We start from the raw sequence: 13,831 nt of genomic DNA, 5'->3' as shown, positions 1-13,831 counted from the left end.
TAATTTCCTTAATACTTCAAAAAGTAAGGTAAGCAGCATTATATCGCTAACTCGCCTGGCAAAGATCATTTAATGAAGCGCGCATCGCATAAATCGAGATGATCACAAATTTCCAGGTTATCACCAAAATCAACTAAAATATCAAAATCACGTACCCCGCGAATATCGAGGTTTAATTCTACTGGAGGGTCTGCACTGCGTACATTTCCAGAATAGAGTATGCGGCCGTCGCCTTTGATTTCGACATAGACAAATCCAATTCCGGGAACAGAATCATCAATACCCATAACAGCCCGAAAATTCCGATATTGATTTCTAATGCGATATTGCAAGAGTGTCTTTGAATGAATGTAAAGTCCGCGTGCATATTCTTTACCGTCTAGACGAAGTGGGCCCCCATCACGATGTTTGTCCTTACGATATTTCCAAACAGTGTCGAAGAAGGGGGTGTATTCTATATTTCGTGGCTCCAGATCTGATAGATAGCGTACTTTTCCTTGACTGAAGTCCAGATTTGCAATCGATTGTGCGGCAAATTTAGTTTGAATGCCGTTTTGTAATGTTGCCTTAAATTCGTTATCAGCAAATGTAATTGATGACGACTGGATCAATCCATTGTTGGTTAATCGGATCGTACAAAATGACGATGTTTCTGGAAGTGGTTCTCTCGCATAAATGATTCCAAAAACTCGCTTGCGATTGACGGCGACCTCATCATCTCCTGTAAAAAATTGTATTTTTTCATCTGTCACAGAACCGATCACACCATCAATAAAATCAAGTACGTTTTCCTTCTGAACGATGAGCAGATCTTTACTATTTTTACCTCTCAGTAACTTTTCCCAAGCTTCTCGAATATTTGAGTTCAGTGGCTCAAAGCGAATTGAGGAGACATTCTTTGCTGGCAAGATTAATGTTCCAGTCGGCTCTCCACTTACTTTGATCTGTCGTTCATTGCTTTGTAAAGACTGGACAGGAAATTTTGATCCATCAGTTAACCTGACTGTAATTGGTGATTGCAGGCTGCGTTGAAAACGGTTTTTGGGAAATCGAATATTGAGTACACCTGAAAGTGAAATCTCTTTTACTGTTCCTCCCTGTTTCAGATTGATGGTAGATTTGCTCAATGACTGTAGATTCCCTGATGCAGAATCTCCATTTAAAGAAGTCAATTCGACTTCAGGTGAAACGGCAAGCAGTGTTGACATTGAAACTACAAGCAGAGAATGCATGAAAACCTCTTTTTATAACTCACTATTATACAAGTTGAAATCTGTTAGCGGTAAAATCTTTAATTGCTTGAACTTGCTTTTTGAGTTGCTAACTTCTTGAAATATTTTTCAATTGCCTTGCGGTAGTGTGAGGGGAAATTGCGGTTAATAATGTTCTTGGCGGAAGCTTGTTTCTTAGGAGGAAGCTGTCCCCAGCCACCGTTGTCAGATAACTTTTTTTTGTCGATCTCTCCAGGGGCGGTCTGACCTTTTACACGGCTTTCGTTTGAGCCTGAACTAGATGATCCGGACTGACCTGCGCCTGATGATGAAGAGGATGCGCTTTTTGCCTGATCTTCCATTTGTTTTATGAGTTTATCCAGAGAGGCAATAATATCGTCTTCAACTTTTTGAACTTTTTCTCCTGAGTTTCCTAATTCGAGTCTGCGTTCAACATCACTCATTTTTCGCGAGATTTCATCCAAACTTTCTTCTTTAAGATCGGCCAGATCTGCCTGCATGAGTGTGGCGACCTGTGTATACCTTTGAGGAACACTTTCTGTATGGTTTAGAAGTAATTTCAATGTCTTTTCACATTCTTCTTTTTGTAACAAATGGTGTTCACAAACAGCTTTGAAAAACAGATAACCCGCGGGATCTATTAAGAACTTCGGATTAATGGAATTGAACATATCCAGAGCTTGATCGATCATTCGAAATTGTGTCAGATTCCTTGCGACATAATAACGCATATTTGACAAGTAAAACGTTTCTGCCTGACCTTCGACTAACAATGGATGGCTGGAAAATTGAGGGAGTCGGTCTGAAATCTGGTATGCCTGGATTAGTTGTTTTGATTCCAGATTCATTTCAGAAAATACCTGTATTGCCAGTTCCAGCTTTTCTTCACTCGAAAGTGGAGACTCCAGCTTTATTAATAAGCTCGCAACATTCTTTAACTGGTCTGGTTTTTTTATTTTTTGCTCCGCAGTCCAATTCTGTAAATGCATTTTGAGTTCAGAAGCTCCGGGGACCGCAAATAATTCCGTTTTGGCTTCAGGCGATTTTTTCTGTTTTTCTTGCCCTCGTAGAGAAAGAGGGGTGGCCAATGCAAAAACGAGAGCGACCAGTACTATCAACCGTAGTTTATGATCGAATGTTTGTTGTTTCGGCAAAAAATGGTTCAATTGTCTCATATTAATCTTTAGCCTTCAGATTATTTATTCTTGCCAGTTGCCAGAATATAAGTAGCATTTTGTATTCGGGTTTGGCGATCGGATAACTGCTGCAGTTGCTCAAGAATTTCTGCCTGATTTGCGTCTTTTTCCAAAGCCATTTTTTCAATCCTGCGAGTACGCTTGTTGACGCGAAGCTGTAAAGAACGCAGCATTTTAATTTCTGCCAACAGTTCCACCAGAGATTTGTCTTTGGGAGAACCTTGCTGCTGTTGCTGCTGCTGTTGTTTTTGCTCTTCAGACTTTTCCATTTCTTTCTGAAGTGCTTCAATCATTTCTTCCAAAGAACTGATAATATCTTTTTCGATTTCCTGAGTCAGTTCTCCGACCTGTGTTCGATTTAAACGGTATGCAACAGTTTGAACGTCTTCCCATACTTCTGATAATGCTTCGCTGAATGCAACGGATGATCCTTCATCTCTTAACAATAACATTGCCTTTTCCACTTCTAAACTGATTACATTCTCTTCGCGTGCCAGTTGGACGGCTCTAGCTGTATGGCGACTGTTCCGTTCATTTTCAGGGACCTGCCCGATAGAGAGTGTACCAGAATAAATGCGTTTCTGTTGTGCCAGAATCTTTTGCAGTCTGGCTTCCATTGCGGCCAACAAAAGCTCTCGCTCCTCTTCACGGAGCTGACGTAGCATTTCCTCCAGTTTTTCTTTTGCTTCTGCTAATTTACGAATCGCATCATCCTGATGTTGTGATGCTGCTTCTTTTTGTTTTTTTTCCAGTTCCTGAATCGCTTTTTCCATCTCTTGTCGAGCTTGTTCTATTTGCTCTCGTCCAGGGGTTTGCTTCTCTTGTTGACTTTGAGACTTTTGGTTCTTTCCTTGCTGCGATTGACTTTGTTGCCCCTGCTGTTGTTGAGACTGTGATTGCTTCCCCTGTTGAGATTGTTGCTGTTGTGTTGAACTCTGCTTTTTAGGTGTCGACTTTCCTTGTTGAGGAGATTTTTCTTTCGATTTTGACTTTTGAGAATTTTTAGACTCGGAACCTGATTTACCCTTCTGGGATTTTTGCTGTCCTTCACTCTTTTGAGACTGCTTATTACGTTGGTCATTTTCAGAATTTTGCGAACGGTTTTTTTCTGTGTCTTGCTTATCGATTTTTTCAATCAACTTCTGAGCGTTGTTTGCAGTTTGTTTCTGTTTCTTTTTTAAATCAGCTTGTTTACCACCACGTTCCGTTGCAGCTCTGACATCTTTTTCCTGTCCTAACAGGCGATTGACATCTTTTAAAAGGTCCTGAATACGCTTCTTCTCTTTTTCCACTTCGCTCATTCTGTCTTCACTTTGAAGGAGCGCCAGTAATGCTTGCATGTTTTTGACAAGATTTTCCTGCCGTTCTACAGCATCACCTAATTGGCCATTTTGCAACATCTGTAGAACTTGCTGCATTTCCACTGTCATTTGTTTTTGTTTACTTTGACCAAACGCACGAAAAAGAAGATCGGCCCGGGCAGGGTCTGTCTTTTTCATATATTCGCCTAGATCGTGCAGGGTCGTTTCAAATCGTTTAAACTGTTGAGAGATCGCCTCTTGTTTGTCCGAGAGTTTCTGATCTTGGCCGCTTGATTTACTGGCATTGGCTTGCGGATTCTTATCCTGAGCACTGCACAAACTCGGAGTGACGATACTTATGACGAGAGCCATTAGTACAACGGCGATCTGAGGACGATTCAACATGCGGGTTCTCCCGTCAAAATTCTCATAATAATTTCAGAGCTGATAAGGGAGGATAAATGTAAAATTGCTGGCCCTTTTAAAGAACTCATACGTAAATTCCCTGTTATTATTATATCAAGTGATTGTCTGTGGCCGAAGCGTGTTTTTTTGTACATTTTTTTAGCTTGGGTAATCGCTCAGTCCTTCAATCTATTATTTTGCTTAATCTCTAGAGTTTTAGTCCAATCCTAGCCCTTTGAGACGATCTAAAAGTTTGTTTTTGCGAAACTTTTTTGTGTCTTCTGTCAGTTCTTTTTCCTTTTCGATCAGATTCTTCAGCATCTCAATGGCTTCATGGAACTCCAACAAGTCCTGCATTTCATTCAGAACATTCTGCATACGGACCAACATGGCGTCCAAAAGCTCAATACTTGTCTGAATTTCTTGCAACGGACTATCTTCTTTTTCGATTGCGAGGCGAAACAGTCCTAACTGCTGATCAATGTCAGGGAAATCTTGTAGGTGGATGATGGTAAGAGGCTGAAGAATTTTGTCATCGATGCGACTCAGAATTTGTGTAGTTGCAACACCATTGTTGACTAGTTCTGCTCGAATATCATGAAATGATTCGACAATCGAAGCAGTCTCAGTCGCATTTTTTCGAGTCCCATACAAAGAGCGATCAGCAGAAGTAGCAACCGCATTGCTGATTTCTACAAGTGTTGCTTGCCATCCGGGCGCTGATTGCCCTTGCTTTTGTTTTTCTTTGATCGTTTGAGAGTGTTGTAATTGTTCGATGCGTTGACTTAGATCATCGCGCGTTTGTCTCACTTCTTTATAAATTTGCTCAAATCGCTTTCGTAGGTTTAGTTCTTTAGAATAAAGGAGGGAAAGCAGCGCTTCATCAGTGACAATTTCAAAGTGATAAATTTCTCCATGAGTTTGATGTGGCCCACTTAGGTTATCGGCGTCTTTGGCTTTAACAGTAAGGCTCAATTTTTGTCCGACTTTTAAATCAAGTGGTAATACTTCAAACCGCTCCCAGCGATTTTTTTCGCTTCTTTGCAGGGTAAATTCTTTTGGTTTTCCTGTTGGCTTCTTACGGAAAGGACGCGGCCTGAAGTCTTTTTCCTGATCGACGAGAAAATCAAAATGAGCAGATTGAATTCCATAATCATCCGTAATGATCCCCTCTAACGGAATCATCGCTTTACGGGTAACAGACTTACCAATTCCCTTTAGTTGTGTATCTACTTTGGGGGCTTGATCGACGATGCCATTGATGCTTAGTCGAATTGGTTCTGTTACCAGTAAGCCATCCTCGTCTTCTAAATAAATACGAATGGGTTGGTCTGCTAGCAGGGGAATATATTTCGGAATCGAGTCTGTTTTCAAAGAAGAGGTTTCGTGTTTCTCTTCAGTGATTAAAGCAAACGGAATTCGAAAATGGCGTCCATCGGAGTCTATCATCTGCGTAACCTGTGATCGATTGAGTGCGATCTGATTTATCACGGTTCCGTCTGAGTTTTTCCATGCCAGGAAATTACTGAGGGCATTAGTTGGATCGCTTGTTTTTCGTTCTAACTGGAGCTTCAATTGGTCGGTTTCAAATGAGTACCGAATGATTGGTTTATTAGCGGTCGAAATCATATTAAAATTTGTATTAATCGGCAGAGCGATTTGTGTTCCCTGAACATTTTGCATATCTGAGAGCAGCTTACCAGTATCAGAATCAACCTGGTTTAATCCTGTGTATTTGGGGTAATAACAATCTAATTGAATCTGGTCGAGAACAGGAGTTTCAACAACTTCAACAACGTAGGGCTCAGGGTTTGTAAAGTCGTTTCCGGTGACCCAGACCTGAATCCCATCCAATAAATCAGTAATGGTATGTTTAAATCGACCTTCACCCATGCGCGACATTACAGTTCGTCCACCCCCACGACCGTTCTGCATGCGATACGTCAACTGCACACGTTCGGGGGCTTTGGTGCTGTCAACGGTCTCTACCAACAGTGTCAGGTCATTACCAAGACCATGTTTATACGAAAGATCCTGAAACTCTTTGATTCGATCACCGGGTTGAGCAATCACTTTCACAATGAGACCAGTCTCACGATTCCAGTAATCGCTTCGCAGTTCGAGATACCCCTTAGCCCAACGGGCCATGGCAGGTTGGTTAATGACTGCCAGGCTAAGAATCGAAATAAATAACGCAAAGGCCCCGAAAACAGCGCGCCTTAAGGGGCGTTTATCAAATACATCTTCCAATGGAAGTTGCTGGCTGCCTTGCACAACTTCTTTCACTGTTCTTGCCAACATCGCTTGCGTTAAAGCGTTTTGTGGTCTGTTGTCTTCATTCAATTCGATCGCTGTAGCCAATCGATCATTTAGTTCTGGAAAACGTTTTTCCAATACCAGAGCCAATGCTTTTCGTTTCATTCTTTTCATGAGCCGCAAGAAGATGAAGCTGCCAGACAGAACGAGGATCGTAGTCAGTGAAATGAGAATATAGGAAGCACGAAACCAGATGGGTAGTTCAAGATGGCTGAGTTGAAAGTAAACCCAATCGACAATGAAGCTGAACCAAAAGATGAGACCAATGACTGCCAGCAGTCTGGCGGTTCCTTCCAGTAGAATGTATCTACGTATTTTCTTACTTAACCTGTTCAGCAGGTTTGTGATTTCATGAGGTATTGATGAATTAGACGGTTCGTTCATTCGTTTACTTAACGCTGACGTGATTGAGTTAAACTAATTATCTTTTATAACGAGTGGTATTTATGACAATTTAAATAGCTTTCTAGTAAGCCACTCTGTTGCCAAAAGTCCGGCTAACAGAAAGAAAACCCATTGTTGATCCCAGAGGGTTTTCAGGCGTTCGTCTACTAAAAACTCTTCCCCCAGATCAGGTAAGAGTGCCGGAATCTGTGCTGCTTCATCAATGGCAAGATAAGTACCGCCCGTATCGAGGGTCAATTCTTTGAGTCCTTTCACATTTTGGCTCAAAGATTCATCTTCCAGTCGGGGAAGTAAAACTGAGAGGTTTCCTTCTACAGTTTGTCCTTTCGAATTGGGAACGATGATTTTGAAGCGATATTTCCCTGCAAGACTCGCGCGGAAACTCGTGAAATACTCTCCTGGCCGGTTTCGATCATGCATTAATAATAAATTAGGAACTAAAGGTCTTCCACGTGGATCGGTTACTTCCATAGGTACAGACTCCTGAATCAAAGGCTTAAATTCAGGATTGAGTAATCTCGCACGCACAGAAACAGTTTGACCAAGTAAGTATTCATCTCGTTCTAAAACTAATGTGCCTCGTTTGGTACCTCTTTTGGTACGCCCTTGCCCGATATTCCTGATAAGCTTCGTCCAGAAACGATCATAGTAATCTTCTTCAATCGATCGTAGACGCCAAAGTTCCGGGCTACCCAGATAAAAGCAACGACCTTCGCCATAATATTGGGATGCCATCAATATTGGGAAACCGAATTCAGTCTGTGTTTTGGGGTCAGGGAAATAGGCATAGACGGTAGCGGCAGCTTTGGCACCATTAGAAGGATAGCACCGGTACATACCAGGGAAATTTTCCCATAACTGTTTGGACGTCGCCGGATCATCGGTCAACATGAGAGAACCGATATCCAAGCCTGCTTGAGTCCACTCAATTCTGCGGATTTGAGTCGCTTCTTCATCAAGGTAATCACGCACAAATGAGTTGATGGCTACGGGATATAGGTCGAGAATTGGTTCAAATCGTTCAATATCCCGGGCAAGTTTAGGTGTGTATACATCGCCGGCAACCAGAGCAATTCCCCCGCCTCCGGTTGCAACCCATTCATTCAAAGTTTGCATTTGTTCCTGTGAAAGCAGTTCCCAATTCACATCGAAGGCAAGTATCACGTCATACTCAAACAATGCGGTTCGTTCTGGGAATTCAAATAACATCTGGTCGGCATCCTGAGTGACACCAGGAGACGCTGTTTGCAACCAGACATCTGACTTGATAGAAGGATGTCGAAAGAGCATCGTGCGTGCAAAACGGTAGTCACGCATTGGCCCGCCGGCTATAATCAGCACTTTTGTTGGACGACTGAAAACATTGACTGAATGTTCCAGCTCATTGTCCATTGCATTGGCATCTTGTACCAGTTGATTTCCCCGCACTCGAATCACATAACTGATTTCACCTTCTTCGCTGGGGATGCGTTCAAATTTCACATCAAGAGGCAAACCTTCTTCTGTGGGCAGGAGAATATCGCGCGACTCAACGACTGTAGGCTGTGCTTCTCCTTCTAATTTTTTCAATAATTCAACTGTAATGTTTTTGCCCGGCATTCCGACTGCTTGCAGGAGTGCAGTGATTTCGAAACTGTCACCAAATTGCACGTCTGTGGGAGCAATAATTTTCGAGACTTGTACATTCGCTGGTTTCGTGGGACTCCCGACGCCGAGTGTGATCAGGCGAACCTTTGACTCCTTTGCTGTTTCATTAGCACTAAGTAAATCAGTACCTGCGTTCGAAGCACCATCCGTGGCAATTATGATCCCTGAGAGCGTAGGCCCATTGATCTCTCGAATTAACTGTCCCAGTAATTCTCCTAATCTTGTCTCCAGTCCTTGAGGTTGCAAGAGGCTGTTCCAATCGATTTGGGATGTCGTTTTCCTTTGGGTATTAGGCTCGAGATTTTGGTTAATCGCTATATCCGTAGCTTGTTCTCTTTGAAAGACATGATGTGGCCCAGTTAAGTTTTGATCGAATGTATAAACGCTGACCTGATGTTTTTTTTGCAAATCTGTAATTAATGGTGATTCAGACAGTAGTTTTTCCACAGCCTGCATACGACTGGGAACAGTACGATTGGCGGGTGAGCTTGAATTCACAGGAATTTGTTGATTTGGATGCCGCATCGAGAGCGAGGTATCAATCAAAACCGCCACCCGCGATGGACGAAATGACATTTTCTGAGTTCGTTCATGTGGATTGAACACGATGATCATCAAAGCGACTAATACGCTGAGTCTCAATCCAATTAACCAGCAACGCCAGGGAAGAGAGAGCTGGAAAGAGTCTTTCCAGGAAGTTCGGAAAGAGAGAACCAGAACAAAAATCAGGCCAGAAAGTAATAGCATCCACCCCCAGCCTGATTCGGGCGTATCATACTCGATCGAACGAAACGCAGTTGTTTCGTCTACAGCCAAGATCAATGAATCAGGAATGAGAGAAAAAAAACTCATGCTACAGCACCCGCTACTTTAGGATGATAGCTTAACCTGTATGCCAATAGCTGTTCACAGATTAGTAAAAGAAACAGGAGTATTAAAATAGTATTGGTGATTTCCCGACCTGCTTCCTGCCCTTGAATCCATTGGAACTCTCCCGGTTCCTGAATTTGGATTTGTGGATTATTTCCAAGCTGTTTGATTAAGTCATCCGAAGCTGTCAACTCCAGATTACTTTCTGTCACTGGGAAGTTATACGCGTACATTTTTTGTTCAATTGTTTGATCTTGTCGTTTCAATTGTACGGAATAGACACCGGGCTGATCTGTTTCTCGGTAAGTCGTTATTAACTGTAATAAACCACTCTGTGTCGCATCTGTGATTTGTTTAGGTGACGCTTTGAGCCTGATGGTTCTTTCGCCCTCGGAAGTGGGTGTCTGGATTTGAATCTCATCAGAGTACAACGAGGCGTCGAGAGAAAATGCAATCGGATCGCCAACAATTTCTGCTTGTTCGTGGGATTGAGATTGGACCAGGTATTTTTGCAATTCCAATTGAAACACAATATAGCTCGGGTTGAGTGCCCAGGAGTTCCAGGGTTCGCCTTCATTCGAAAGTAAGGGACCTGCTGATGTTAGACAAGTGATAATTCGCCCTTTACCAAACCGATGTTCAATGATAAATGGTTCTTGATTTCTAAGAGTGGCAATCACATTAACGCCCGATGCATTTTGTGATTTTGTTTGCAGCCATCTCTGTGAAAGAGGGAAATATTTTGAGATCGTGACTGCTTCAATGAGTGGATTGTCCTGACCTGCAAATACGGAAAAGAGAGGGTGATCACTGACTTGCATATCCACAGTGGAATTGGTTTCTCGCGCCGGTAACTCTCGAGGCGATGGTTCTAGCGGGGCGGGAAAGAGTCCATTCCCATTTTTATATAGTTTATCGTTATAAAAGTCTGGTTGGATTGAAGGGCCAACAAACCAGATTAAGCCTCCACCTGCAGAGACGAACTCTTCTAAAGGAGTGATCGCATCGAGTGGAAGCTCGGCAACATTCAGTAGATAAATATTTTTAAATTGATTTAAGGGATGTCTGCGAAGATAGTCTAAACTTTCAACTGAAGGTGCAAATCCAGTTGTCGCAATATCGGGGGCAATCGCCGTTTGAATATATATCCACTCGTTACCAGAGGGATTACCATCAATGATCAATACGGGATTTGAAGGTTTGACATTAATGGCCAGAAATCGTTCATTATCGCCGGCAAGCACATCATTTGTCAGACTGACTTTGACTTGATGTAAATGGGGCTTATTAAAAACAACGTCAAAGTCTTGGGAGATTTCACTTCCCGCTTCAATTTTGTCAAAGACAATACTCATTGGTAGCTTGTTATTATCAACAAATGCGGCAACCCGCACATTTTCTGCGACCTGATCGCCTAAATTTTTGATCCTGACTTTTAAACGCAGAGGAATATCAACGGCAGCCATTTCTGTTGCGCCAGAAAGTTCGGTAATTGCCAGATTCGGTTGAGAATCGGGGACCGTTTTAATTAAATTAATGGCAATGTCATCATTACTGAATTCTTCGATGGTGGAGGCAATTCCTTTTTTATCCTGCCAGTCTGACTTTCTGAAATCAGAAATCAAATGGAGAGTTTTAATCACAGCACGGTCTTCATTGAGCAAGTCCGCAGCCGTCTCTAAGCCTTGATTCAGATCGAGGCTCTGGTGTGAACAGGTAAGGTTAGTCAGCTTTGCATCCAGTTCATTGATGAGTTCTTCATTAATGTCTCTTTGTAAAAAAAGTGGTGCATCAGCACGAGAGAGTACGATCAGAGATAATTTTTCTGTGTTAGGGCGATTCGTTCCTTCTGCCACAATTTTACGAATCACCTGTAGACCTTCATTAAAAGCAGTTTGCTCCCCCCAGATACTTTGCATCGAACCACTATCATCCAATACGATTACATGATGTGATTTAGCACCACGAAACATTGATAATTGATTAGGATCGAGAATCAGTCGCGCAATCAATAATAATAGGCAAATAATCAGCAGAATTCGTAGCAACAAGAGTAGTAATTGTTCGAGCAATACTCTCCTTTGATTCGTCTGCTGGCTTTGCAACAGAAATTCCATTGCTGCAAATTGAACACGTTTGTATTGAAAGCGATTTATTAAATGAATGATAATAGGCGCAGCAACCATCAACGCACCGGCGTAGACCAGCGTGGAATTCACAAAATGTTGTGTTAACCATGTTTCCATAAAATGCGTTATCAGTTAATTGAGTTAAAGCTTGTTAAGGTCTGAAGTTGAGGGAGTGCTTATTGTCTAATGGATTGTTGCATACCAATTCGATGGTTGAGATAATGTGCTAAAGCTGCGTCTAAATATTCACTGGTTCGTATTGTTTGATAGTCAAATTTATTTTTGGCACAACGCCTTCTGATTTCATTTAAAAAATCATGCATTGCGTCGAGGTAACCCTCTCTTAAAGAACGAGGATCACATACAAGTTCTCCGGTCTCTTCCATCCCTTCAAAGCGAGTTGTACCTGCATAACTGAAATCGAGTTCCTCGTCATCTAGAATATGCAACAACATCACATCGTGTCCCCGATATTGTAATAGTCTTAAGCCTTTAAACAGGCTTTCCCGATTCACAAACAGGTCGGAAATGAGAACGATGGTTCCTTTTTTAGACCGAGTTTCGGCGACTTCTTTTAATACGTCGAAAATGTCAGTTTTTTGAGCAGGTTTTTCTGTTGCCAGTGCAGTGAGCAAGGCATTTAGGTGGTTTCGCTTGCTTAATGCCTGAACTTTGGAACGAATGGCATCATCAAATGTAATCAAACCAACTGCATCTTGTTGCTTCAACAGAAGATATGCCAGAGCGGCAGCCGCGGTACAGCCATATTCATACTTATTGAGTGGACCTGTACCAAACTGCATCGACTCACTGACATCAACCAATAATGTCGTTCTTAAATTTGTGTCTTCTTCGTATTGTTTAATGTAGTATTTGTCTGTTTTTGACCAGACCTTCCAGTCAATATTTCGCGCATCATCTCCAGGTGCGTACTCACGGTGCTGAGCAAATTCCACCGATTGACCAAAAAAAGGACTACGGTGCAATCCAGACAGGAACCCTTCGACAATTGAACGTGCCCGAATTTCCAATCGAGAAATTCGGGAAATTGCTTCAGGCAGCAAATATTTTCTGTAATCTTGGGTCACTCGTCAGTTCGCCTTCCTTAGACGGAGTCTCATCAATCAGTCTCTCAATTACACGATCTGAAGAAATTCCTTCCGACTCGGCTGAGAAGTTCGTTACGATTCGATGTCGTAATACAGGTGCCGCTAAAGCGCTGATATCTTCAGTAGAGACGTGCGTATGACCATTCAGTAATGCTCTTGTTTTTCCGCCTAATAACAGATTTTGTACAGCGCGGGGCCCGGCACCCCAGCTGAGCCATTCGTTGATGAAATCGGGAGTACCTGGCTCATTCACTCTGGTTTGCCTGACTAGCGCCAAAGCGTAATCAATCACGTGGTCTGAAACAGGAACTTGACGGACGATTTTTTGGATCTCCAGAACATCTACTGCATTTAATACATGCTCAATTTTTTCATTTGTCGCAGAAGTTGTTTGTCTGGCTATTTGGCGTTCTTCTTCAAATGTAGGATATCGTACATAGACTTTAAACATAAAGCGGTCTTGTTGAGCTTCCGGCAACGAATAGGTACCTTCTTGTTCGATGGGATTTTGCGTAGCTAATACAAAAAACGGATCACTGAGTACGTGCCGCGTCTGGCCGACACTGACTTGGTGTTCCTGCATGGCCTCCAGTAAGGCAGCCTGTGTCTTGGGAGGCGTGCGGTTAATTTCGTCTGCCAGAATAACATTATGAAATAAGGGGCCCGGGATGAATCGAAACTCTCGTTCGCCTGTTTCTCGATTTTCCTGTAAGACGTCTGTTCCCGTGATATCTGCGGGCATCAAGTCCGGGGTGAATTGGATGCGGCTAAACGACATCGACAGACTTTGTGCCAAAGTACTGATCATCAGTGTTTTAGCCAGACCGGGGACACCTTCAAGCAAACAATGACCTCGACTAAAAAGGGCAATCAGGAGTTGTTCTACGACTTGATCCTGTCCAACGATAACTTTCGACATCTGCCCATGAATCTGTTGATAGGCAGAACTAAGCTTATCGATCGATTCCTGAGTAATCTCGAATTCATGAGAGTCATTTGTATGATGATTCGTTTCCGACATCCGTTTTAACACCTTTCTACAAAGGTAAACACTGCAGGGCGCAGATAGTTCCGTTAACTCTATCGTAATGCCTGAGATAGGACTTTGCGACCATAAATCAATAAATTACAGGGGTTTCCTTCCAATCGAAGAAGGGCTGTAAAAGGAAGGATTTACTTCAAAACTCGATGCAAGTTACCAGCGTTAAAATTTTAGTGTGT

General features: G+C 42.5%; 8 protein-coding genes. All 8 read right to left on the bottom strand.

All coding sequences use genetic code 11. The features are described from left to right. Positions 1-65: 65 nt before the first annotated feature. A complete protein-coding gene (locus V144x_RS22450) occupies positions 66-1,232 on the bottom strand; it encodes an NPCBM/NEW2 domain-containing protein (RefSeq protein WP_144988380.1) in 1,167 nt (388 codons plus the stop codon). Between the two features lie 59 nt (positions 1,233-1,291). After that, entirely contained in the window at positions 1,292-2,407 is a 1,116-nt protein-coding gene (locus V144x_RS22445; protein ID WP_144988378.1) for a hypothetical protein, read from the bottom strand. Positions 2,408-2,427: 20 nt separating this feature from the next. Beyond that, positions 2,428-4,134, bottom strand: coding sequence for a coiled-coil domain-containing protein (locus V144x_RS22440; protein ID WP_144988376.1), 1,707 nt, complete (start codon positions 4,132-4,134; stop codon positions 2,428-2,430). Between the two features lie 216 nt (positions 4,135-4,350). After that, the gene (locus V144x_RS22435; protein ID WP_144988374.1) at positions 4,351-6,834 is read right to left on the bottom strand and encodes a hypothetical protein; all 2,484 of its coding nucleotides are present in this window, start codon (positions 6,832-6,834) and stop codon (positions 4,351-4,353) included. 60 nt (positions 6,835-6,894) lie between these two features. Then, complete coding sequence (locus tag V144x_RS22430; protein ID WP_144988372.1) at positions 6,895-9,354, bottom strand: vWA domain-containing protein; 2,460 nt, start codon at positions 9,352-9,354, stop codon at positions 6,895-6,897. Then, positions 9,351-11,618: a BatA domain-containing protein gene (locus V144x_RS22425; protein ID WP_144988370.1), complete on the bottom strand. Its 2,268-nt coding sequence runs from the start codon at positions 11,616-11,618 to the stop codon at positions 9,351-9,353. Before V144x_RS22425 ends, V144x_RS22430 begins: the two co-directional genes overlap by 4 nt. A gap of 59 nt (positions 11,619-11,677) precedes the next feature. Next, the gene (locus tag V144x_RS22420) at positions 11,678-12,589 is read right to left on the bottom strand and encodes a DUF58 domain-containing protein (protein ID WP_197998583.1); all 912 of its coding nucleotides are present in this window, start codon (positions 12,587-12,589) and stop codon (positions 11,678-11,680) included. Continuing rightward, entirely contained in the window at positions 12,555-13,631 is a 1,077-nt protein-coding gene (locus tag V144x_RS22415; RefSeq protein ID WP_144988368.1) for an AAA family ATPase, read from the bottom strand. Before V144x_RS22415 ends, V144x_RS22420 begins: the two co-directional genes overlap by 35 nt. Between the last annotated feature and the right edge of the window lie 200 nt (positions 13,632-13,831).

This window comes from Gimesia aquarii, from assembly GCF_007748195.1.
Lineage (GTDB): Bacteria > Planctomycetota > Planctomycetia > Planctomycetales > Planctomycetaceae > Gimesia > Gimesia aquarii.
Note: the sequence above shows the minus strand (reverse complement) of the source record. Positions and strands in the feature narration are given on the sequence as shown.

What these genes read in the sequence shown, in the direction of transcription:
- V144x_RS22450 (WP_144988380.1), bottom strand. Translation starts at nt 1,232, where the DNA reads ATGCATTCTCTGCTTGTAGTTTCAATGTCAACACTGCTTGCCGTTTCA.
- V144x_RS22445 (WP_144988378.1), bottom strand. Translation starts at nt 2,407, where the DNA reads ATGAGACAATTGAACCATTTTTTGCCGAAACAACAAACATTCGATCAT.
- V144x_RS22440 (WP_144988376.1), bottom strand. Translation starts at nt 4,134, where the DNA reads ATGTTGAATCGTCCTCAGATCGCCGTTGTACTAATGGCTCTCGTCATA.
- V144x_RS22435 (WP_144988374.1), bottom strand. Translation starts at nt 6,834, where the DNA reads ATGAACGAACCGTCTAATTCATCAATACCTCATGAAATCACAAACCTG.
- V144x_RS22430 (WP_144988372.1), bottom strand. Translation starts at nt 9,354, where the DNA reads ATGAGTTTTTTTTCTCTCATTCCTGATTCATTGATCTTGGCTGTAGAC.
- V144x_RS22425 (WP_144988370.1), bottom strand. Translation starts at nt 11,618, where the DNA reads ATGGAAACATGGTTAACACAACATTTTGTGAATTCCACGCTGGTCTAC.
- V144x_RS22415 (WP_144988368.1), bottom strand. Translation starts at nt 13,631, where the DNA reads ATGTCGGAAACGAATCATCATACAAATGACTCTCATGAATTCGAGATT.